This window comes from Sandaracinus amylolyticus (genome assembly GCF_021631985.1).
Taxonomy (GTDB): Bacteria; Myxococcota_A; Polyangia; order Polyangiales; family Sandaracinaceae; genus Sandaracinus; species Sandaracinus amylolyticus_A.
Genome location: NZ_CP070225.1, coordinates 5,379,388 through 5,401,093, shown reverse-complemented (window position 1 = coordinate 5,401,093; position 21,706 = coordinate 5,379,388). Strand labels below are relative to the sequence as shown.

Genomic DNA, 21,706 nt, shown 5'->3' with positions numbered 1-21,706 from the left:
CGTTCAGCGCTGCGCCGCGAGGACGTGGCGCTTCACGGTGCGTCGATCGAGCCCGACGCGCTCGGCGACCGCCTCGTAGGTACCGAGCCGCGCGTAGAGCGCCGCGCAGTAGCGCGCGATCAGCTCCTCGGCCTTCCACGCGCCTCCTCCCGATGCCGCGAGCAGGGCGTCCTCGGCGTCCTCCGCGACCGCGCTCTGCGCGAGCTCGGGCACGTAGCGCCGCGTGAGCAGCACGCGCCGCACGCACTGCGCGAGCTCGCGAACGTTGCCCGGCCAGCGATACGACTCGCCCACGTCGCGCGCGATCGCCTCGCGCACCAGCGCGATCAGATCACGCGGCTGCTCGCCGAGCATCTGCTCGAGGATCGCCGCGATGAGCACGTCGAGCTCGCCGGGATCTTCGTCGAGGCGCTGCCGCAGCGTGGGCATCTCGATCACGTCGGCGGAGAGGCGGTACCAGAGGTCGTCGCGGAACGTGCCCTCGCGTCGCAGCGTCGCGATCGTGCGGTTGGTCGCCGCGATCACCCGGCCCTCGAAGCGACGCGGCGCGTGCGAGCCCACCGGTCGGAACGTCCGCTCCTGCAGCACGTGGAGCAGCTTCACCTGCACCGCCTGCGAGACCTCGCCGATCTCGTCGAGGAAGATCGCGCCGTGCGCCTTCGCGCGCGCGAACACGCCCGCGTGCTCCGCGACCGCGCCGGTGAACGCGCCCTTCTCGTGCCCGAAGAGCTCGCTCTCGACCAACGTCTCGGGGAACTCCGCGAGGTTGATCGCGAGGAACGCATCGACGAACGACGACGCGAAGCGCTCGCGCTTGGCGTCGTAGGGGATGAACCCCGAGCGCCCGATCGCCGCGGCCGCGGTGCCCTTGCCGGTGCCGGTCTCGCCCGCGAGGAACGTGGAGAAGTCCTCCATGCGTCGCCACAACAAGCGCGCGTAGAGGCGGAGATCGGCGGTGAACAGGTCGTTCCACAGCGACTGGCGCAGCCGCCACATCGAGGGGCTCGTGCCGGGCAGCGACGTCTCGACGAAGAAGAACGCGCGCCGCATCTGCCAGAAGATCGCGAGGTAGTGCAGCGCCTGCGGCTCGTCGATGCCGCGCGACGCGAGCTCGGAGAGCGCCTCGCGCGCGAAGCCGACCGTGCCGCGCTCGCCCGCGACCTCGCGCCGGATGCGCTCGTCGAGCGCATCGGCGATGCGATGGAACACCGCGAAGAGCAGCCCCGCCTCGACGAGGTCGCGATCCTCGCCGGCGAAGCGACGCAGATCGAGCGGTCGTCCGCGCGCGATTCCTTCGAGCCGGGCATCGAGCTTCGCGAGCATGCGGCCGAGCACTTCGGCGCGCGGTACGCCCGCGTCCGCGCCGACCACGGTGCGATCGATCTCGAGGCGCTCCTCGCCGAAGGGGTTCGCCGCGATGGCGGCGGCGACGCTCGCGAGGAAGTCCCGGTCGCGCGCGGCGAGCCGTTCGAGAGGACGTGCCATCCGGGCCGTGTACACGGGATGTACGCATGGGTGCAATGGATGTACGCGCGGATCGTCATGGAATTGTGATGGTTGCGAGTTCGTCGTGCATTCCGTGCGCGGCACGTCGGCTGCTGAGGGCTCGGCTCGAGGGAAGGAGACCTCGAGAGATGACCCACGACGTTCCCCGCGACACCGCTGCTTGGCGCTTCCAGGTCTGGGCCTCGTTCGTGCTCGCGTTCGGCACGACGCTGATCGGCATCGCGTACCTGCCGATCGATCCGTGGATGAAGGGCTATCTCGCGATGGGCGTGCTCTTCACCACCGGCTCCTCGTTCACGCTGAGCAAGACGATCCGCGACGAGCACGAGGCGCAGCGCTTCCTCAGCCGCATCAGCGAGGCGAAGGCGGAGCGCATCCTGCGCGAGTACGAGCTGAGCGACGGGCGCGCGCAGACGAGCAACCAGGGCCACGGCGTCGCGCGAGGTGCGTCGTGAGCGGGGGCGCGTCGAGCACCTTCGATCGCGTCCTCGCCGGTGAGTGGGAGGGCGCGACCGACGAGGACGAGCGCGCCGCGGTGCGCGACGTGATCACCGTCGCGAGCGTCGCGTCGGCCGCGCTCGCGGTGCAGCCGATCCCGCTGGTCGACCTCGCGATCCTCGCGCCGATCCACGTCGGCATGGTGCGCGCGATCGGCGCGATCCACGGCTACCGCCTCGACGCGAAGGCGGTGCTCGAGATGCTGAGCTCGCTCGGCGCGAGCCTGCTCGCGCGCGCCGCGGTGCTGAGCGCGGTGCGGCTCGTGCCGTTCGTGGGCTGGGCGGTCGCGGTGCCGATGGCGTACGCGACGACGTGGTCGATCGGCGAGGTCGCCGATCACTACTTCCGCACCGGCCGCGGCGTCGGACCCGAGGGGATGCGCGAGCTCTTCGAGCGCTGCTACCGCGAGAAGAAGGCGGAGAAGGAGCGCGGCGAGAGCACGAGCGCGAGCCTGCGCGACAAGCTGCGCCAGCTCGTCGACGCGCGCGCCGCAGGGCTGATCGACGAGGCGGAGTTCCAGCGGAAGAAGGAGGAGCTCCTCCGCGATCTGTGATCTGCGCGACGAATGAAACGTGGCTGCCGTTCCCCCGTCACGCGCACCGGAGTAGGGTGATCGGCCGTGCCGAACACCCAGCGAGTTCATCGGCTCGTCCACGGCGAGCGCTCCCGTCCGCGCGCTCCGCGCGCTTCCGTGCGCGCTCGCCGTGGCCGAGCACTCCTGTCGAGAACCCTCCTCGCGATCGTGTGCGCGCTGAGCTGTCTGTCGTCCACGATCGCGCTCGCCGATCCACCGGTGCGCGACGACGTGCGAGCGCTCAGCGCGTACCTGCGATCGCACCCGAGCGACGTCGCCGCGCTCATCGAGCGCAGCGAGCTCTACCGCCGCGAGGGGAACCCGGAGGGCGCGCTCGCGGACCTTCGCGTCGCCGCGGCGCTCGCGCCCGACGAGCCACGCGTGCACGCACAGCGCGCGGTCGTGCTGCACGCGATGGGGCGCCACGAGGAGGCGCTCGCCGAGCTCGACGCGTACGTCGAGCGCGCGCCCGGGCCGGGCCCCGAGCTGCTCGCGCTGCGCGCGCGGATCCTGGTGCGCATGGAGCGCCTCGACGATGCGGTCGCCGACTACGACGCGGCGCTCGCGCTGCGCGAGGAGGTCGAGCTCTACCTCGAGCGCGGCCGTCTGCTCGAGCAGCTCGGGCGCATCGAGGACGCGGCGCGCGGCTACGACGAGGGCCTGCGCGTGACCGACGCCGCGGTGCTGCGGGTCGAGAGCATCGAGCTCGATCTTCGCATCGGTCGCGCCGACCGCGCGCTCGTGCACGTCGACGAGGGCCTCGCGCGGGCGCCGGCGCGCGCACGATGGCTGCTGCTGCGGGCACGTGCGCTCGACGCGCTCGCTCGTCAGCGCGAGGCGCGCGCGGCACGCGACGAGGCGCTCACCGAGATCGAGCGACGCCTGGTGAGACGGCCCACGGCCGCGCTCCACGTGGAGCGCGGCGAGGCGCTGCTCGCGCTCGGACGTGCGGACGACGCGCTCGCCGCGGCGACCCGCGCTCGCTCGCTCGCACCGCGGCTCGGCGACGCGATCGATCTCGAGCTCCGCGCGCGCCGGGCGATCGACGGAGGTGCGCGATGAGCCCACGCGCTTCGATCCTCGCGATCGCGATCACGCTGGGGATCGTGTCCACCGCGCACGCGCAGCGCGCGCCGTACCTGCAGAGCCCGACCGAGACGTCGATCGTCGTTCGGTGGCGCAGCACGAGCGCGCAGACCTCGACGGTGTGCTGGGGCACGTCGCCGAGCGCGCTCACGAATCGCGCGGGCAGCGGCTCGGCGACCGATCACACGGTGCGCATCACCGGCCTGACGCCCGACACGCAGTACTACTACGCGACCGCGCAGAGCACGTGCCCGCCCGCGAGCGCCGGCGACGCGCGCGACACGTTCCGCACCGCGCCCCGCCGCGGCACCGCGCGCCCGTTCCGCATGTGGGTGGTCGGCGACTCGGGCACCGGCGACGGCAACCAGCGCGCGGTGCGCGACGCGATGCTCGGCGCGACGAGCGGTCGTCGTCCCGACCTGTTCCTGCACATGGGGGACATGGCCTACAACTCGGGCACGACGGGCGAGTTCGACTCGCGCTTCTTCGCGATGTACTCGGACATCCTGCGCCAGACGCCGTGCTGGCCGACGATGGGCAACCACGAGGGATCGAGCTCCGACTCCGCGACGCAGAGCGGCCCTTATTACGACGCGTACACGCTGCCGACCGACGGCAGCGCGGGCGGTCTGCCGAGCGGCACCGAGGCCTACTACGCGTTCGACTGGGCCAACGTTCACTTCGTCGTGCTCGACTCGCACGAGAGCCCGCGCGGCACCACGGGCGCGATGCTGCGCTGGCTCGACGAGGACCTCGCGGCGACCGACGCGACGTGGGTGATCGCGTACTTCCATCACCCTCCGTACACCGACGGAACGCACGACTCGGACACCGAGCGCCAGCACATCGACATGCGCCAGAACGCGCTGCCGATCCTCGAGGCGCACGGCGTCGATCTCGTGCTCGGTGGACACTCGCACATCTACGAGCGCAGCTATCTGGTGCGCGGCGCGTTCGACACGCCGACCACCGCGGGCGGCCATCTCGTCGACACCGGCGACGGCCAGCTCGACGGCGACGGCCCCTATCGCAGCGGCACCGAGGGCACGCTCTACGTGGTCGCGGGCCACGGCGGTGCGAGCGTCGGCGGAGACGCGGCGCATCCCGTGATGTTCTTCAGCGAGACCGAGCACGGCAGCTGCATCATCGACGTCGACGGAGAGCAGCTCACGCTGCGCAACATCCGCGGCGACGGCGCGGAGACCGATCACGTCACGCTGATGAAGCGCGACGGGCTCTTCCTCGCGCGGCCGAGCGGCGGCGAGCGCTACCTCGCGGGCGGCGTGGTGCCGATCGCGTGGGCGAGCGTGGGTGAGGTCGGAGCGGTGACGATCGAGGCCTCGCTCGACGGCGGCGCGACGTGGACGACGCTCGCCGAGCGCACCGAGAACGACGGCATGCACGACTGGACCACGCCGCGCCGCGAGAGCGAGCACGTGCGGGTGCGCATCCGCGAGAGCGACGTCCCGACGAACGTCGACGAGAGCGAGGACTTCGTGCTCGCCGCGTCGGCGCGCGACACCGTGATCGCGTTCGGCGACGTGTGGCAGTACTCCGACGACGACACCGCGCACGCCGATGGATGGCAGACCGGCGCGGGCGGCACGTGGCCCGAAGGTCGCGGCGAGCTCGGCTACGGCGACGGTGACGAAGCGACGGAGCTGCGCGACGCGACGCCGAACATCCCGACCGTGTACTTCCGTCGCCGCATCGAGCTCGGGAGCGAGGTGGACTTCGCGCGGGTGCGCGCGACCTACGACGACGGCATCGCGATCTTCGTGAACGGCACGCAGGTCGCGTCGGCGCTGGTCGACGATCTCGCGCACGAGGCGTGGGCGACCAGCGGCGCGGGCGACGAGGCGACGCTCGACTCGACGCTCGATCTCGCCGCGGGCAATCCGTTCGTCGTGGGCGAGAACTGGATCGCGGCGGTCGTGAAGCAGTCGAACGCGACCTCGAGCGACCTCTCGTTCGATCTCGAGCTCGAGCTCGGGCTGCGCGTGGAGATCGAGCCCGAGATGGACGGCGGCGTCGCGCCGGGTGAGGACGCGGGCGCGATCGACGGCGCGATCGTGCGTGTGGATGGATCGAACGGCGTCGATGGCGCGACCGAGGTCGAGCCGACGTCGAGTGGGTGCGGGTGTCGTGCGGCCGGTCGCGGTGATGGGCGCGCCGCGACGTGGGCCGGCGTGATCGCGATGCTCGCCTTCGTGGTGCGACGGCGGCGGTGATCGTCGACGTGCACGTGCACGATCGAGCTCGTCAGCCGAGGTGGGTGGAGAGCAGGTGGGCGAGCCAGGTGCGGAAGCGCTTGGCCGCCGCCGGATCGTCACCCAGCCCCGCGCTCCTTCGCGTCGGCTCGCCCGCGATGCCATCGGCGTACGCCGCGAGGCTCGCGAGCATCATCGTGAAGAGCGTGTCCTCGAAGGGCGGCTTCTTCCCGTCGGTGCCCTCGGGGCGCAGCCCGTGCGCGGCGCGCGCGACGTCGAGCAGGTAGCGCTCGTCGACGTTCACGTCGATCCCGGTGAGCCGCAGCCAGCTCAGCATGCGCGCCTGACCGCCGCCGAACGCCGCGAACACGCGCTCGAGCATCGCCGCGGGATCGCGCGCGTCCTCGCCCGCCGCGAACGACGTGAGCATGTCGTCGGTGAGGCGCTCCATCGCGCGGCGCACGACCGCCTCGAGCAGCGCCTCGCGGCTGCCGAAGTGATGCAGCACCGTCGAGTGCGACATCCCGACCGCGCGCGCGACGTCCTGGAGACGGATCGAGTCGGGCCCGCGCTCCGCGAGGCGCACCTCGGCCGCATCGAGGATCGCGCGCCGGGCGTCCTCCGCCGAGCGACGCACCCGCGGCGGCGCGACGCTCTCCGCCTTCTTCGTCCGCTTCTTGGTCGCCCTGCTCGTCACTGTTGACAATCCTGTCGGTAGCTATCAACAATCCTGTCGACAGCGAGAGGAGCACCACGATGCACGACACGTCGAGCGCACACAAGAAGCCGCTGCGGCCCTGGGATGCCGCGCCAGCGATGTGGCGTCTGCTGCGCGACCCCGACGACACGCGGCACGTCTTCACGATCATCGAGGCGCTCTCGTTCCGCGAGCTCGAGCGCACCCGCGATCGCATGCGCCGCAGCGCCGACGGCCGTCGCATCCTCCGCGAGCGCCCCGATCTGCTGGTCTCGTTGCGCGATCGCGCCGCGCTCGCCGCGATGCCCGAGGGCAGCCTCGGCCGCGCCTACTTGGCGTTCCTCGACGCCGAGGGCATCACCGCGGACGGCCTCGTCTCCGCGAGCATCGAAGGCTCCACCGACACCGCGCCGGCGAGCGGCGACGAGGCCGAGCTCTTCTACGTCGGCGATCGCCTGCGCGACACCCACGACCTCTGGCACGTCGTCACCGGCTATCACGGCGATCTGCTGGGCGAGGCCTCGCTCCTCGCGTTCTCGTTCGCGCAGACCGGCACGCCGGGCGTCGGCTTCATCGCCGCGATGGGCTGGCTCAAGGCCGCGGCCCTCGCGGCGCGCGAGCTGATCGTCGGCGGCTATCACCGCGGCCGCACCGCGGCGTGGCTGCCCGAGCAGCCCTGGGAGACGATGCTCGCGCTGCCGCTCTCCGAGGTCCGCGCGCGCCTCCGCATCGCGCCGCCGCCGCCGTACGAGCCGCTGCGCACCCGCGACATCGAGCCCGGCAGCCTCGCGCGCTGGGAGCGCACCGAGCGCCCGCTCGCGGCCTGATCAGCGCAGCGTCGCCTCGGCCTCTCGCGTGCGCGCCGCGATCGCCTCGCGTGCCGCGGTGATCTCGGCGCGCAGCGCGTCGTCCTCGCCGTCCCACGCCTCGATCGATCGCACCGCGCCGTCGTACCAGTCGCCCCACTGACGCACGACCTCGCGCTCGGTCGTGAGCGCACCGCCCGATGCGATCTCCTCGCGCGCGGCGTGCTCCGCCCACGCGAGCCGCTCGAGCCCGGCCGCGCGCACCACCGCGATCATCTCCTCGCGATCCGCGCGCTCGCCCGACGCCATCGAGAGCGCCGCGCCGCCGAGCACCGCCGCGACGCGACGCATCTCCGCGCCGCTCACGCGATCGAGGCGATCGCGCGTCGTGTGGTACGCGTCGTCGGTGAAGTGCCACGCGAGCACCGCGGGCAGGCCGCGCTCGAGGAACGCGACGTGATCGCTGCCGCCTTCGAAGGGATGGGCGCGCGACGGGAACGCGACGCCCTCGACGCCCTGCACGCTCGCGATCGACGCGCGCAGCCAGTCGTTCAAGAAGTGCCCGCGCAGCCGCGCGGGATCGACCTCGCTCTGTCCCCACTCGCTGTGCTCGTCGGGCGCGCGCAGCCACACCGCGCCGGGATCGGGCATGCGCTCGATCAAGAACGGTGCGCCGACGACGTTCGGATCCTGACCGACCATGTCGAGCACGAGCCCCGCGCCGACGGGCATCACGTCGCGCTCGAGCCACTCGCGCGCGACCTCGATCTCCTGGCCCCACAGGAACACCAGCGTGCGCCTCGGAGGACGCACCGCGCCTTCTTCGATCGCGCGGCGCAGCGCCACGGCGAGCTCGGCGAGCGCGCCCACGCCGCTCGCGTTGTCGTTCGCGCCCGGCTCGTCGACGTGCGCGACGAACACGATGGCCCCGGCCTCGGGCTCGGTGCCCTCGATGCGCGCTTCGAGCGCAGTCGCCTGGGATCGACCGGTGCGCACCGCGATCTCCACGCGCACCCGCGCGATGCCGCGCTCGGTCGCCGCGCGGAGCGCGCGCCAGTCGTTCTCCGAGAGCGAGAAGCCGATCCCGAGCTGCCCCTCGTGCGCCGGCAGATATCCGAAGTGCGCCGCATCGTCGCCGCGGTGATAGGGCGCGAGGTTCTTCACCAGCACGCCGACCGCGCCCCTCGACGCGAGCTCGCGAAACAGCGGGCGCGGCTCGCCCTCCGCGAGCACGAGACGACCGCGCGCGCTCGTCCCCGCGCGCACCGCCTCGACGCGCACCACCTCGAGCTCGACCGGCGCGATCGCGTCGCTGCCCACCAGCAGCGCCGCACGGTCGGTCTCGCTCTCGTTCGCGAACGCGACGAGCTCGGTCTCGCTCCCGCCCTCGCCGATCAACGCGAGCCGCGCGCGCTGTGGCGTCCACGTCGCGCGCTCCTCGCCGAGCTGCACGAGGCGCATCGCCGCGAGATCGAACCCTTGCGACGCGAGCGTGGTCTGCACGTGGCGCAGCGAGCTCTGGTAGCCCTCGTTGCCGCGCACCCGGAAGAAGCGATCGACGTACGCGACGGTCGCGAGCGCGCGCTCGGGATCGAAGCGCGCGTGCACCGCGCGCGCGTTCGCGGTCAGCCGCGGCGTGGGCGGTGGGAACGCGGGGACGACCTCACGCGCGCCCTGTGCGCCACCACATCCGATCGCGAGAAGAAGAAGGAAGACCGACGCGAGATCACGCACCGAGCGCCGCATGTGCCCGGGAGCCTACCACTTGACGGAAAACCAGGGCTCTCCCAGGTTTCGCGGTCTTCATGGCGGCCGATCGCACCATCCACTTCGTCTCGCTGGGATGCCCGAAGAACCGCGTCGACACCGAGGTCATGCTCGGCGTCAGCGGCCTCGAGGGGTATCGCCACGTCGACGACGCGACCGACGCCGACGTCATCGTCGTCAACACCTGCGGCTTCATCGGGCCCGCCAAGGAAGAGTCGATCGACACGATCCTCGGCATGTCGCAGCTGAAGGAGAGCGGCTCGTGCAAGACGCTGGTCGTCGCCGGCTGTCTCTCGCAGCGCTATCCCGAGCAGCTCGCCAGCGAGATGCCCGAGGTCGATCACTTCCTCGGCAGCTCCGACATGCTGAAGCTCGGCGACGTGCTGAAGGCGCCCAACCGCGCGCCGCGCATGCTCGTCGGGAACCCCGCCGATCACACGATCCGTGCGACCGATCCGCGCCTGCCCTCGCTCGGCGCGCACTCGGTCTACGTGAAGATCGCCGAGGGCTGCAACCGCAGCTGCTCGTTCTGCGCGATCCCCACGTTCCGCGGCAAGCAGCGCAGCCGGCCGATCGACGACGTCGTGCGCGAGTGCGAGATGCTGATCGATCGCGGCGCGACCGAGCTCAACCTCATCTCGCAGGACACGATCAGCTACGGGCGTGACCTCAAGGACGGCACCGAGCTCGCCGCGCTCGTGCAGCGCGTCGCGGACCTGCCGGGCGCGAAGTGGGTGCGGCTCTTCTACCTGTACCCCGAGACGCTCAAGCCGCACCTCGTCGACCTGATCGCGAGCCACCCCAAGGTGCTGCCCTACGTCGACATGCCGCTGCAGCACGCGTCGGATCGCATGCTGAAGATCATGCGCCGCGGGCACGGGCTCGATCGCCAGCGCAAGGTCGTCGAGACGCTGCGCAAGAACGTGCCGAACCTCGTGATGCGCACCGCGTTCATCGTCGGTCATCCCGGCGAGACCGACGCGGACTTCGCGGAGCTCTGCGACTTCGTGTCGTGGGCCGAATTCGATCGCGTCGGCGTGTTCCGCTACTCGCCCGAGGAGGACACGCGCAGCCACGCGATGGAGGACGACGTGCCCGCGAAGGTGAGCAACGCGCGCGCGCGCAAGCTCGTCGCGCTGCAGCGCCCGATCTCGCGCCGCAAGGTGAAGGCGATGATCGGCCAGGAGGTCGAGGTCCTGGTCGAGGGCGGCAGCGAGGAGAGCGAGTTCCTGCTGCGCGGCCGCTGGTGGGGCCAGGCCCCCGAGATCGACGGCGAGGTGCACCTCGCGAACGGCACCGCGAAGGTGGGCGAGCTGCGCAAGGCGCTCGTCACCGCGGCCGCCGATCACGATCTCGTCGCGGATCTCGCGGACGAGCACGGGGAGCTGCCCGAGCCCCCGGACGGGCCGCGCCGCGCGCCGCGCAAGCCGCGCATCCAGCTGCGCACGATCGCTTGATTCCACAAAGGAATCTGCGGCAATTTCGTCTTTGACGACCCGGGAGGCGGGCTCCATACTCGCCGCCGCGCGCCGCCCCTGGGAAGCGGAGGAGCCAGCTTTCGATGGCAACCCACATCACGAGCGACTGCATCAACTGCGGGGCCTGCGAGCCCGAGTGCCCGAACCAAGCGATCAGCGAGGGCACGGACATCTACGTGATCGACCCGGACCTCTGCACGGAGTGCGTGGGCTTCTACGATCACGAGGCGTGTCAGGCGGTCTGCCCGGTCGAGTGTTGTCTTCCCGATCCGAATCGTCCCGAGAGCGAGGACGCGCTGATCGATCGCGCGGTGCGGCTGCACCCCGAGGACGAGCAGCTCAAGTCGCGCGCGAGCGCGAACGACTACCCCTCGCGCTTCCGCAAGTAGTCGGAGCGAGCGTGGGGCTGCGCCCGCCCGAGACGCAGGATCCACGCGGCCCCTCGTGCCGGCGTTCGCAGCTTCGTGCGGGCGCCGGCGCGTTCGTCTTCGCGGCACTGGTGATCTCGGGATGCACCGTCCTCTCGGGATGCACTGCGCCGCAGCCGATGATGCTCGGCGGGCGCACCACGCCGCGCGATCGCGTGGATCTCGGCGTCGGCGCCGCGGCGCGGATCCCACTCGGTGATCTGCAGCCGCCCGAGGCACCGACCGCGGGCGAGCAGGTGCTGCACTACGCGGAGAGCGGCGGGATCGCCGAGAGCGCGTGGGGCCGCTGGGGCGTCGCCGACGACTGGGATCTCGGGCTCTTCGTCTCGGGCTCGGTGGTGCGCCTCGAGACGATCGGCGAGCTGCGCCTCTCGCCGTTCATGCGGCTGATCGGCGGCGTGATGCCGTACGGCGGATACGCGCGCGCCGACGTGCCCGATCCGGTGAGCGCGACGACGCGTACGACCGAGGGCTGGCGCGTCGGTGCGCTCGCGCCGATCGCGATCGGCATCGAAGCGGGCGGTGTGTTCGAGGGATGGCTCGGCGCGCGCGTCGGGTTCGAGCACGCCGATGGATCGTTCGGTCCCGCGGAGATGCGCACGTCGGGCGCGCTCACCGCGTTCCGCGGGGGTCTCGTGCTCGGCCTCGGGCTCGGCCTGCGACGCGTGCACGTGCTGATCGAGCTCGCCGCGGACTACGAGTATTGGCGCGGTGGGCTCGGTGAGGACGACGTCGAGCGACACGGCGTCGCTCTCACCCCCGGCTTCGCGATCAGGCTGCGGCTCTGAACGGTACGACCGCCCACGACCACGTTCACGTCGCCGTCGACGTCGCCGTCGTCGTGAACGGCGACGTGGTCGTGGACGTGAACGGCGACGTGGTCGTAGACGGCTGTCACGCCGCGAGCGCGGGCTCGATCATACGTCGCACGATGGTCTCGGGCGTCAGCCCGCTCTGACGCGCGATCTCGCGACCGCCTGCGAAGAGCATCAGCGTCGGCGTGCCGCGGATGCCGAGGCGCACCGTGGTCACCGGCGCCTGCTCGATGTCGAGCAGCACCACGCGCACACGCCCCGCGAGCTGCGCCGCGAGGCGCTCCAGGATCACGTGCTGCGCGCGGCAGGGACCGCACCAGCGCGAGGTCGCTTCGACGAGCACCGGGAGGTCGCTCGCGAGCACGTCGACGTCGAAGCCGAGATCGTCCACCGAGATCAGATGTCTGGTCATGCGGGGGAGAGGTCGCGGGCGCCGCGATTCTTACGCCTGTAAGATCGTCGCTCGTCGAGACCTTCTCGAGCGCATGGACCCGGTGATCGACAGCCTCGTGCGCACCCATCGACGCGCGCTCGTCGCGATCGCGCGGCGCGAAGGGCTCGGCCCCGAAGAGGCGCTCGAATGCGTGCAGGACGCGCTCTGCACGTTCTTGTCGCTGCCGCATCCGCCGCACGATCACGCGCTCGCCGCGATCTGCGTGATGGTGCGCAACGCCGCGCGGAACGTGCGGCGCCGCCACCATCGACTGCGCATCCACGATCCGATCGCCGACGAGCTCGCGGCACCGTGCGCCGACGCGGAGTCGCTCGTCTCGCGCGCCGAGGACGTCGCGCGATTGCGCAGCTGCGTCGCGGCGCTGCGCGGACCGCAGCGCGAGGTGGTGCTGCTGCGCTTGCTCGAAGAGCGATCGGGCGAAGACGTCGCGAGCGAGCTCGGCCTCGCGCGCGGCCACGTCGACGTGCTGGTGCATCGCGCGAAGCGCTCGCTGCGCGAGTGCATGAGTCGTTGAGCGCGTCGCGGCTGTCCTCACGACCGTGACAGCGTGCACTGTGATCTTGACAGCTCGAACTGTAACGGTCATGACTGGTGCAGTTGATGGGCAACACGCCCACAGGAGGACTGGTCATGGAGCTCGCACACCTCGAGACGGACCCGCGTTCACTTCCCGATGCCGAGCGGCTGCGTCGCTTCGGCGACGAGCTCGACGCGATCAAAGCCCGCGTCGAAGCGGAGATCGGCGAGGAGGACCTCGCCTACGTGCGCCGCATGAATCGCTTCTCGCGCACGATGGAGGTCCTCGGCCGCGTGCTCATCCACGTGAGCCCCGAGCCGATCACGTGGAGCGCCGGCGTCATCGCGCTGTGGATCCACAAGCAGCTGCAGGCGACCGAGATCGGCCACACCGTGCTGCACGGCGCCTACGATCGCATCGAGGGCAACGGCAAGTTCGACAGCAAGAAGTGGTGGTGGCTCGTGCCGATCGACGAGGAGTCGTGGCGCTACGGGCACAACGTCCGGCACCACGGCGCGACCAACGTCGCGGGCAAGGACGCCGACATCCACTTCGGCCCGGTGCGCCTCACCGAGCAGACGCCGCACCGCGCGGAGCATCGCTTCCAGCTGCTCTTCGCGCTCGCGGTGCTCTTCCCGAACTTCGGGTTCCTCATGAACCTGCACTTCACCGGGCTCAACGATCTGCACTGGGACAACGGGCTGCCCGGCGGCGAGAAGCAGCTCGACTTCATCCCCGATCGATCGCCCGAGAGCCGTCGCCTCGCGTGGAAGCGCGCGCTGCGGAAGTACGTGCCCTACTACGCGTACGAGTACGTGCTCTTTCCGCTGCTCGCCGGGCCCTTCTTCTGGAAGGTGCTGCTCGGCAACTGGCTCAGCGACACGATGCGCGACGTGTACTCGGCCGCGACGATCTTCTGTGGTCACGTCGGCGAGCGCACGAAGAGCTACGACCCCGGCACGAAGAGCAAGAGCCGCGGCGAGTGGTACGCGATGCAGATCGAGGCGAGCAACGACTTCGAGGTGCCCTGGGTCGTGTCGGTGCTGTGCGGCGGGCTCGATCGTCAGATCGAGCACCATCTCTTCCCGAAGCTCGCGCCGCAGCGCCTGCGCGCCATCGCGCCCGAGGTCCGCGCGCTCTGCGCGAAGTACGGCGTCGAGTACCGCACCGGATCGTGGCCGCAGGTGTTGAAGGACGCGCTGCGGTGGATCGACACGCTCTCGCGGGATCACGGCGCGATCGGTGGCGCGCGGGCCGCGCTGGCGGCGATGGCATGACGGCTCTCGCACCGGCCGCGTCTCTGGTAGAACCGGCGACGATGTCCTCTTCCGAGGCGACGGCGGCCGAGCCCGAGTACACGATCGACGAGCTCGCGCGCGAGTCGCGCGTCCCGAGCCGCACGATCCGCTTCTACCAGAGCAAGGGCGTGCTCATGGCGCCGGTGCTGCGCGGGCGCGTCGCGTACTACGGGCCGAAGCACCTCGAACGTCTCGAGCTGATCGCGCAGCTGCAGGATCGCGGGCTGAAGATCGACACGATCCGCGAGCTCGCGGCGCGGCTCGACAAGGGCGAGATCGACGTCGCGGACTGGCTCGGCCTCGACGCGCAGCTGCGCGCGCCCTGGGCCGAGGATCGGCCGCGCACCGTGACCGAGGCGCAGCTGATCGAGCTCGCGGGCGTGAAGCGCCCGGGCCTGGTCGCGGACCTCGTGCGCACCGGCGGCGTGGAGCGACACGGCGACACGTTCCTGGTGCGCAGCCCCGCGCTCCTGCAGGTCGCGATGAAGCTCGAGGCGGCGGGCGTCGATCTCGAGGTCGCGACGAAGGCGGGCGACATCCTGCGTCGCCACCTCGCGAAGGCCGCGAAGGAGCTGACCGATCATTTCCTGTCGCAGGCCGCGCGCATCATCGAGGGCGAGTACGAGGGCGACCTCGGCCGCGCAGTCGAAGCGCTGCGCCCGCTCGGCCTCGACGCAGTTCGCGTGGTGTTCGCGCAGGAGATGGAGAAAGCGCTCGCCGCCCTGCGCGACTCGGGCCGCGCCGCGAGACTGCCGACACGGAAGAAGAAGAAGCGGTGATCGACGGGGACGCGTACGCGCAGGTCGTGCGGGCCGATTTGAAGCTCGCGCTCCTCGTCGACGCGTTTCCGATCGTCGCGCCGTGGGTCGGCGCTGCGCGCGCCGCGATCGCACCGTTGCTCGACCGTCCTGCGCTCGGCGCGCCCGACGATCCGGGCGGTGCGCTCGACGCCGCCTCGATCGGCCGAGATGACGGGCACCGAATTCTGATCGCGTTCCGGGGCGCGATGTTCGCGCTCGGCGATGCGACGCGCCTCGAGCGAGAGAGCGCCAGTGAGGAGGCGGTCCGCGAGCTCGTGCGGCGCTGCGAATTCGCGCACGCACTGCTGCACGTGGCGATCGTCGAGCCGATTCTCGCGCAGCATCCGCGTCTGTCGCACGTCGCGCCCTGGGCGATCGTGCGGCGGGCGCTGAACGACGGCCCGGGTCAGCGCTTGGTGCGGCGGTCCAGATAGTCCCGGAGGTGCGGCACGATCTCCATCGCGAGCGCTTCCTCGGGCGTCTTCCATCCGGCCCAGATCAGCTCGCGGCCGTTGGGCTCCACGTGGAAGGGCTCTTCGAGGTCCGCCTCGAAGATGTCGAGCGAGTCGGTGCGGTGCTCGAACGGGAAGCTGCCCGCCCACGCGTGCCTCAACGCGTCGTCGGCCAGCGCGAGGCCCAGCTCCTCGTCGAGCTCGCGGCGCGCGGCGCGCTGCGCGTCCTCGCCGTTCTTCACGTAGCCGCCGGGCAGCGAGTACGTCGCGCGATAGCTCGAGCGGATGAGCAGGATCTTCCCGCGGAACCACAACGCGACGAGCGCGCCGTGGGTCTCGGGCCGACGGACGAGCCAATACGCGCGCAGCGCGAGATGTGCGGCGCGGTAGACCATGCGGACGGGCGCGTTGACGAGCTCGCTCACGGGATTGCCGCCGAGGATAGACCCTCGATACAGATTCGTCGAAATCGCGGACGACGTGAATGGGGGAGAACCCCGAGCGCGTACAATGCGCGCCCCATGGCTCGAGGTCCCGTGGACGTCATGTCGCTCTCGGCGGTGCTCGCCGAGAACGTGCGGCAGCTGCGCGCAGCGCGCGGGCTGACTCAAGCGCAGCTCGCGAAGAGCGCGGGCGTGCCGCGCGCGACGTGGGCGAACCTCGAGTCCGGCGAGGCGAACCCGACGCTGCACGTGATCAGCGCGGTGTCGCGCGCGCTCGGCGTTTCGCTCGAGGAGCTGCTGAGCGCGCCGCGCGCGGCGTGTGTGCTCCACCCGCGCGAGACCCTGCCGACGAAGAAGCGCGGGACGGTCACGGTGCGCAACCTGCTGCCCGATCCGCTGCCCGGCTCGAACATCGATCGCATCGAGCTGCCGCCCGGCGCGCGCATGACCGGCATCCCGCACACGCCCGGCACGCGCGAGTACCTCACCGTCGAGCGCGGATCGATCGTCCTCGCCGCTGCGGGCGAGCGCTTCACGCTGCGCGAGGGCGACGTCCTCGCGTTCCGCGGCGATCAGCGCCACTCGTACGCGAACCCGTCCACGCACGAGACGGCGATCGGTTATTCCGTCGTGATCCTGGTCGACGCCGGGCGTTGATCACACGAACGGCGAGCCACGCGATGCGACGTTGGCGGGGGCTCGGGAGCACCTATCTGCACCCCGCGTGAGCGCCGTCCTCCGCTTCGATCGGTCACGCGCGCCTGCGAGCGACGACACCGATCGCGATCGCTTCCACGACCTCGCGTTCGCGCGCATCGTCCGCGAGCTCGGCGCGAAGCCGGGCGACGAGATCTTCGACGCGGGCTGCGGCGACTGCACGAACGCGCTGCGCTTCACGAAGCACGGTCTGCGCGTGAAGGGCGTGGACGCATCGCTGCTCGCGATCGATCGCGCCCGTGCGCGGATCGCACGAGCGCGCGCCGAGCGACGCATCTCGGTCGCGCACGGAGACCTCCGCGCGCTGCGTGTGCGCGACGGCGCGTTCCGCTTCGCGTCGTGCTGGTCCGTGTTGATGCACGTGCCCGAGGTCGAGCGTGCGCTCGACGAGCTCGCGCGCGTGATCACGAAGCGCGGGCGGCTCGCGATCATGGAGACCACGTGCGAGTCGCTCCAGGCGCGCACCTGGGATCGCGCGCGGCGTTTGCTCGGTCGTCGCGCGCCTCGCCTCGAGCGCACGGCGCGCGGGCTCGAGGAGTGGCGCGAGGAAGGCCTGCTCGTGCGCGGCTTCGACCCGGTGTGGCTCGCCGATCAGCTCGACCGCCGCGGCATGGCGTTGGTGTCGCGCTTCGCGGGGCAGCTCACCGACGTCGAGCCCGCGACGCCGCTCGCGCGCGCGGTGAAGAAGCTCGGCGATCTCTACTTCACTGCGAACGCGCCGCCGCGCTTCGCGCACGGCAACGTGTTCGTCTTCGAGAAGCGTTAGGCGCGGCCGAGGTAGATCTTCAGCGTCTCGCCGGCGCTCTGTCGATCGAAGGGCTGTCCCGCGAGCTCGCCGCGGCTCGACACCTTCTCGAAGAGCTCGCCGAGGAACTGCGAGAGGGCGCGGCACTCCTCGACCGCCTCGGCCATGCGATGGGGCTCGAGCAGGTCGACGTCGCGCAGGCGCTCGAGCGACGTGAGGAACGGATCGAGCCGCTCGTAGTCGTGGCTGCGCACCAGCTGGTAGCCGATCGCGCGGAAGTGCCCGAGGAAGTCGCGCACGAACTGGAAGCTGCCGTGCCCCGCCCAGCGATCGTGCGCGCCGTCGCCGCCCGCGCTCGCCGCCGCGTCCGCCTTCGCGAGGAACGCGCGGAGGATCTGCTGGAACATCCAGATCTCGCGGCGCAGCCGATCGCTCGCGGCGCGACGCCCCGCGAGATTGGTCGCGAGCTCCGGCAGCACGTCGCCGGGACGGATCTCGCTGCACAGCGCGCGCACCGCGTTCTGCAGCGACGCGCGCAGCTCGGCCGCCGCGATGACCATCTGGGGCCCGAGCTCCTGCGCCGAGATCTCGGCCTGGGGCGAGGGCAGGTCGTGCTCGAAGATCTTCTTCACCTCGACGCGCAGCCCGTTCGCGACGTGATCGAGCGTGCCGCGGATCCGCGTGAGCGTGCGCGCGACGTCCGCGAGGTGCGTGTAGCGCACGCTGATCTCGTCCGAGGGCGTCGCGAGCAGCTCGCGCTCGAGCCCGTCGGCGATCGCATCGCCGGCGCGCCGCCCGAGGTAACGCGTGAGCGCGCGCAGGTCCGATCGCAGCACCGCGAGGATGACGTACGCGCGGCGCGTCGACGCCGGGTCCGACGCGTACGCGTCGACGAGCGACACGTAGCGGAGCGCGCGGAACAGCGCGAGGAAGGTCAGCGCGAGCACACGATGCGCGGTCTCGGACTCGACCGCGTGGAGCGCCTCGAGCACCTCGCCGCTGCGGATGCGATCGAACTCCGGTCGGAACTCGAGCGCCATCAGCGGATTGAAGTACGCGTTGCGCCCGATCTCCCGCACGACCACGCCGTGCATCGCGAAGTAGAGCCGGTTCGACACGCGCCCGAGGCGCGCGAGCCCGTCGCTCAGATCGAGGAAGTGCCCGAACGCGTTGCGCAGCACGAAGAGCGCCTCTTCGGGCGTGTCCTGCGTGAGCTGCTCCTGGATGAGCCGGCCGCGCGCCGAGTCCTCGGGCAGAACGGACTCGAGGTAGCGCGTGAACGTGTACGCGCGCTCCTTGTCGCCGAGGAGCTGCTTCGTCAGCGTGATCACGCGCTGCGACGCATCGCGAAGGATCCGCAGCTCTTCGTGGAAGTCCTGCGCGACCGCGCTCTTCGCGGCGGGCGTGCCCGGGTGGTTGCGCGGGTTGCCGAAGCAGGCGAGCCCCTTGAGCAACATCTCGAGCTCGAAGAGCGTCTCTTCCTTGCGCTCCCACGGCATCGACGCGAACCAGACGTCGCGCGCATTGGCTTGCTCGCGGCGGAGCCCGCGGGTGTCGCGCAGCAGGTTCGCGTAGACGTCACGCTCGGTGCGGATCACCGCGATCGGCGGCATGGGCGCCCGGAGTCTATCCGATCGCGGAAGGCCCGCGGGCTCCGACTTCCGAGGTGCGGGAAGGCGTTCCGTGAGGACGCGCGTTGTGGGACGACTTGAGAGTGATTCGGCGATGGGCGCTGGTGATCGCGCTGTGGCTCGCGGTGCCGGTGACGACGGAGGCCCAGGCGCGGCCTCGGACCTACGTGGTCCGCGAGGGCGACACGCTCGCGCGGATCGCGCGGCGGCACCACAGCTCGGTCGAGGCGATCCGCGAGGCGAACCGGCTGCGCGGGGACGCGGTGCGCGCCGGGCAGGAGCTGATCGTGCCGCGCGAGGGCGAGGACCCGCGGGCGCTGCGGTCGAGCCGGGGCGCGCGACCGGCGCGTGAGACGCCGGCGCAGCGCGAGGCACGGGGGAGGGCGCGACGGATCGGGCTCGGTACGGTGCGCGCCGGACAGTCGCTGCTGGTGCGGGCGCCGCAGCGCCGATGGATCACGGCGGCGGGCGAGGGACCGCGGCTCTCCGGGACGCTGCGGCTGCCGGTCGATCGCGGTCGGTTGATCCGGGGATGGGGCAGCGGGGACGGTGGGTATCACCTCGCGATCGACATCCGCGGTCGGGTCGGTGCGACCATCCGCGCGGCGGAGCGGGGAATCGTCGCGTACGCGGGCGACGGGCTCGGCGGGTACGGCAACTTCGTGATCCTGGTGCACCCGAACGGATGGGTGACGGCCTACGCGCACAACCGCGAGAACCTGGTGGTGGCGGGACAGGTGGTGCGGCGCGGCGAGGCGATCGCGCGGCTCGGGAACACCGGCACGAGCCAGGCGCCGCACCTCCACTTCGTGCTCGTCGACGGCGGCGCGCACTGCGACGCGGTCCCGCTGTTCGACCCGCCGATCGCACGCAGCGTGACGCCCGCGGCATGGCGCGACGAGCGACCAGAGTCGGTGCAGTGCCTGCGGCGAAGCGAACGACCGCACCCGAGCCACGCCGAGGAAGACGAGGCGCCGGTGCCCGACGACGAGAGCGCGGCCGAGGACGAAGGCGCGACCGAAGACGAAGCGCCCGCCGATGAGCCCTGACGGCTCCAGCGCGAAAATTCACCGCAGAGAACGCAGAGGACCGCAGAGAGAAGGACCATCTCTGCGGCCCTCCGTGGCTCTCTGCGGTGAAGCTTCTTCGATCCGCGACCGCTCGGCGCATCGCGGACGATTCATCCGCGTGCCGGCGATCAGAGCCGCGACTCGATCGCGCCGAGCAGGGCGAAGCTGAACGTCGGGTTGTGCACCCCGCGCGAGCCGTCGCGCTCGAGCAGCATCAGGTCCCACATCGAGTCGCGCACGTCGCGCGGGAGCGCGTCGATCGACACCGCGCGCTCGTCCTCGCCGAACCCGCCGTCCTCGTCGCAGTCGCCCAGCATCACGCCGCGCACGTCGACCAGCACCAGCGCGCCGCGGTGCTCGGTGAACGCCACCGCGGTGCTGCTCCGCGTCCCGCATCGCGCGCGCACCCGCGCCTGCTGCACCCGCGACTCGAGCCGCCGCCGCACCCGCGCCACCGCGCGATCGTGCTCCTCGGCCACCGCTCCGCTCGCGCCGTCTCCGTCCCAATCGCCGCGCGCGATCGACTCCGGCGCGACCTCGCCGTGGCACGACGAGCAGGCATCGCGCGCGATGCCTCCCGACGCCTCGCGCACCTCGAACGTGTGGCCGAGCGTGAGCTCCGCCGGGTCGGCCTCGCGCCACGGCGCGGCGTGACAGGCGACGCACGCGTCCGCGATCGCACCGTGCGGCGCCTCGCCGACGTCGACGCCCGCGATGGTGCGCGCGCCGCGTCCCAACACCACGTCGGCCTGCGGCGCGTGACCGGGCGCGCGATGACACTCCACGCACACCGCGCCGGTGCCGAGCCCGCTCACCGGCGCGCCCGCGACGTGATCGACCTGCTCGAACGCTCGCAGCTCGGTGCCCTCGTGACAGGCGGCGCATCCGTCGCCTGCGCTCGTCGTCTCTCCATGCGCCGCCGCGAACGCCGACGCGTCGTGACAGCTCGCACACTGCGCGTCCTCGTGCTCGCCCTCCAGGCGCATCGCGCCGAGCGCCCACTGCTCGCGCGCGCCCCAGACGGTGCAGGTGCCGCACGGGAGCGTCGACGTCTCGGTGCCCTCGGGCTCGCGGACACTCTCCGGCTCGCGAACACTCTCCGGCTCGCGAACACTCTCCGGCTCGCGAACACTCTCCGGCTCGCGAACACCGCGCACCAGCCAGCGCTCGAGATCGACGTCCTCGATCCACCGCAGCACCGCGTCGGGATCGGTCCCGCGCTCCTCGTGGTACTGCGCGACCACGTGCTCGGCGCGCGGCGTCTCGTCGATCGCGGGCACGAGGCGAATCACGATCGACGCGCTCTCGTCGACCCCGACGTCGATGCGCGTCTGCGCGTCCTCGCGCCCTGCGGCGCTCGCTCGGATGGAGCGCGCGTCACCGTGGGAGACCGAGAGCGTGAAACGGCCCTCGTCGTCGGTGCGCGTCGCCGAGCCGTCGGCTCCGACGACGCGCGCGCCTGGGATCGCGCGTCCTGTGCGCGCGTCGACGACGACGCCGCTCACCTCTGCGCGGGTCGACGATCCGCAGCCCGCGATCAGCGCGATCGTGCTGATCAGGGCGGGCATCTTGCGGGTCTTTCGGACCACGGGCCGCACCCTAACACGAGGCCGAGGGCCGACCAGGAAGAAAGGAGCGCGCGGTCTCGCGACGTGCCGAACGTGCTACGTCGAAGCGCTTTCGTCGCCGCACGTTATTCTTCCACGCGTGAGGT

Annotated in this window: 22 protein-coding genes; 15 read left to right on the top strand and 7 right to left on the bottom strand. The window is 71.6% G+C overall.

The window, feature by feature from the left end:
* Positions 1-3 precede the first annotated feature (3 nt).
* Positions 4-1,485: a sigma 54-interacting transcriptional regulator gene (locus I5071_RS22795; RefSeq protein WP_236514569.1), complete on the bottom strand. Its 1,482-nt coding sequence runs from the start codon at positions 1,483-1,485 to the stop codon at positions 4-6.
* A gap of 149 nt (positions 1,486-1,634) precedes the next feature.
* Between I5071_RS22795 and I5071_RS22790 the strand changes: the two genes are divergently transcribed.
* The 4 genes from I5071_RS22790 to I5071_RS22775 all read left to right on the top strand — a co-directional run bounded on the left by I5071_RS22790 (position 1,635) and on the right by I5071_RS22775 (position 5,895).
* Positions 1,635-1,961 carry a YiaA/YiaB family inner membrane protein gene (locus tag I5071_RS22790; protein ID WP_236514568.1) on the top strand — a complete coding sequence of 109 codons (327 nt, stop codon included), beginning with the start codon at positions 1,635-1,637 and terminating at the stop codon, positions 1,959-1,961.
* Positions 1,958-2,557, top strand: coding sequence for a DUF697 domain-containing protein (locus I5071_RS22785; protein WP_236514567.1), 600 nt, complete (start codon positions 1,958-1,960; stop codon positions 2,555-2,557). Before I5071_RS22790 ends, I5071_RS22785 begins: the two co-directional genes overlap by 4 nt.
* Before the next feature lie 189 nt (positions 2,558-2,746).
* Complete coding sequence (locus I5071_RS22780) at positions 2,747-3,640, top strand: tetratricopeptide repeat protein (protein ID WP_236514566.1); 894 nt, start codon at positions 2,747-2,749, stop codon at positions 3,638-3,640.
* On the top strand, positions 3,637-5,895 hold the full coding sequence (locus I5071_RS22775) for a purple acid phosphatase family protein (RefSeq protein WP_236514565.1): 2,259 nt from the start codon (positions 3,637-3,639) through the stop codon (positions 5,893-5,895). Before I5071_RS22780 ends, I5071_RS22775 begins: the two co-directional genes overlap by 4 nt.
* Positions 5,896-5,926: 31 nt before the next feature.
* Here I5071_RS22775 and I5071_RS22770 read toward each other — a convergent pair whose 3' ends face one another.
* Complete coding sequence (locus I5071_RS22770) at positions 5,927-6,571, bottom strand: TetR/AcrR family transcriptional regulator (RefSeq protein ID WP_236514564.1); 645 nt, start codon at positions 6,569-6,571, stop codon at positions 5,927-5,929.
* Positions 6,572-6,630: 59 nt separating this feature from the next.
* On the opposite strand from I5071_RS22770, the gene I5071_RS22765 reads away from it, so the two are divergent.
* A complete protein-coding gene (locus tag I5071_RS22765) occupies positions 6,631-7,398 on the top strand; it encodes a ubiquinone biosynthesis protein COQ4 (protein ID WP_236514563.1) in 768 nt (255 codons plus the stop codon).
* Here the strand turns inward: I5071_RS22765 and I5071_RS22760 are convergent, their stop codons facing one another.
* The gene (locus tag I5071_RS22760; RefSeq protein WP_236514562.1) at positions 7,399-9,123 is read right to left on the bottom strand and encodes a M28 family peptidase; all 1,725 of its coding nucleotides are present in this window, start codon (positions 9,121-9,123) and stop codon (positions 7,399-7,401) included. It abuts the gene before it with no gap.
* A 59-nt stretch (positions 9,124-9,182) separates the two neighbouring features.
* Between I5071_RS22760 and rimO the strand changes: the two genes are divergently transcribed.
* From rimO to I5071_RS22745, 3 genes are all read left to right on the top strand, one after another.
* Complete coding sequence (gene rimO, locus I5071_RS22755) at positions 9,183-10,601, top strand: 30S ribosomal protein S12 methylthiotransferase RimO (RefSeq protein WP_329611064.1); 1,419 nt, start codon at positions 9,183-9,185, stop codon at positions 10,599-10,601.
* Between the two features lie 104 nt (positions 10,602-10,705).
* Positions 10,706-11,011, top strand: coding sequence for a YfhL family 4Fe-4S dicluster ferredoxin (locus I5071_RS22750; RefSeq protein ID WP_236514550.1), 306 nt, complete (start codon positions 10,706-10,708; stop codon positions 11,009-11,011).
* Between the two features lie 11 nt (positions 11,012-11,022).
* A complete protein-coding gene (locus tag I5071_RS22745; protein ID WP_236514548.1) occupies positions 11,023-11,838 on the top strand; it encodes a hypothetical protein in 816 nt (271 codons plus the stop codon).
* Positions 11,839-11,944: 106 nt separating this feature from the next.
* On the opposite strand, the gene I5071_RS22740 is transcribed toward I5071_RS22745, so the two are convergent.
* Positions 11,945-12,277 (bottom strand): thioredoxin family protein, encoded by a 333-nt coding sequence (locus I5071_RS22740; RefSeq protein ID WP_236514546.1) that lies wholly within the window; start codon positions 12,275-12,277, stop codon positions 11,945-11,947.
* 73 nt (positions 12,278-12,350) lie between these two features.
* On the opposite strand from I5071_RS22740, the gene I5071_RS22735 reads away from it, so the two are divergent.
* The 4 genes from I5071_RS22735 (at position 12,351) to I5071_RS22720 (ending at position 15,368) form a co-directional block, all read left to right on the top strand.
* Positions 12,351-12,833, top strand: coding sequence for an RNA polymerase sigma factor (locus I5071_RS22735; RefSeq protein WP_236514545.1), 483 nt, complete (start codon positions 12,351-12,353; stop codon positions 12,831-12,833).
* Positions 12,834-12,949: 116 nt separating this feature from the next.
* Positions 12,950-14,113, top strand: a complete 1,164-nt coding sequence (locus tag I5071_RS22730; protein ID WP_236514543.1) for a fatty acid desaturase family protein — start codon at positions 12,950-12,952, stop codon at positions 14,111-14,113.
* 41 nt (positions 14,114-14,154) lie between these two features.
* Complete coding sequence (locus I5071_RS22725) at positions 14,155-14,913, top strand: MerR family transcriptional regulator (RefSeq protein WP_236514541.1); 759 nt, start codon at positions 14,155-14,157, stop codon at positions 14,911-14,913.
* On the top strand, positions 14,910-15,368 hold the full coding sequence (locus I5071_RS22720) for a hypothetical protein (protein WP_236514539.1): 459 nt from the start codon (positions 14,910-14,912) through the stop codon (positions 15,366-15,368). Before I5071_RS22725 ends, I5071_RS22720 begins: the two co-directional genes overlap by 4 nt.
* On the opposite strand, the gene I5071_RS22715 is transcribed toward I5071_RS22720, so the two are convergent.
* Positions 15,341-15,811, bottom strand: coding sequence for an NUDIX hydrolase (locus tag I5071_RS22715; RefSeq protein ID WP_236514538.1), 471 nt, complete (start codon positions 15,809-15,811; stop codon positions 15,341-15,343). The genes I5071_RS22720 and I5071_RS22715 overlap by 28 nt on opposite strands.
* 96 nt (positions 15,812-15,907) lie before the next feature.
* Between I5071_RS22715 and I5071_RS22710 the strand changes: the two genes are divergently transcribed.
* A complete protein-coding gene (locus I5071_RS22710) occupies positions 15,908-16,486 on the top strand; it encodes an XRE family transcriptional regulator (protein ID WP_236514536.1) in 579 nt (192 codons plus the stop codon).
* Between the two features lie 67 nt (positions 16,487-16,553).
* Positions 16,554-17,312, top strand: a complete 759-nt coding sequence (locus tag I5071_RS22705) for a class I SAM-dependent methyltransferase (protein ID WP_236514535.1) — start codon at positions 16,554-16,556, stop codon at positions 17,310-17,312.
* Here I5071_RS22705 and I5071_RS22700 read toward each other — a convergent pair.
* Positions 17,309-18,904 carry a hypothetical protein gene (locus I5071_RS22700; protein WP_236514533.1) on the bottom strand — a complete coding sequence of 532 codons (1,596 nt, stop codon included), beginning with the start codon at positions 18,902-18,904 and terminating at the stop codon, positions 17,309-17,311. The genes I5071_RS22705 and I5071_RS22700 overlap by 4 nt on opposite strands.
* 101 nt (positions 18,905-19,005) lie before the next feature.
* Between I5071_RS22700 and I5071_RS22695 the strand changes: the two genes are divergently transcribed.
* Positions 19,006-19,971 (top strand): peptidoglycan DD-metalloendopeptidase family protein, encoded by a 966-nt coding sequence (locus I5071_RS22695; RefSeq protein WP_236514531.1) that lies wholly within the window; start codon positions 19,006-19,008, stop codon positions 19,969-19,971.
* 149 nt (positions 19,972-20,120) lie between these two features.
* On the opposite strand, the gene I5071_RS22690 is transcribed toward I5071_RS22695, so the two are convergent.
* Entirely contained in the window at positions 20,121-21,581 is a 1,461-nt protein-coding gene (locus I5071_RS22690) for a carboxypeptidase regulatory-like domain-containing protein (RefSeq protein ID WP_236514530.1), read from the bottom strand.
* Between the last annotated feature and the right edge of the window lie 125 nt (positions 21,582-21,706).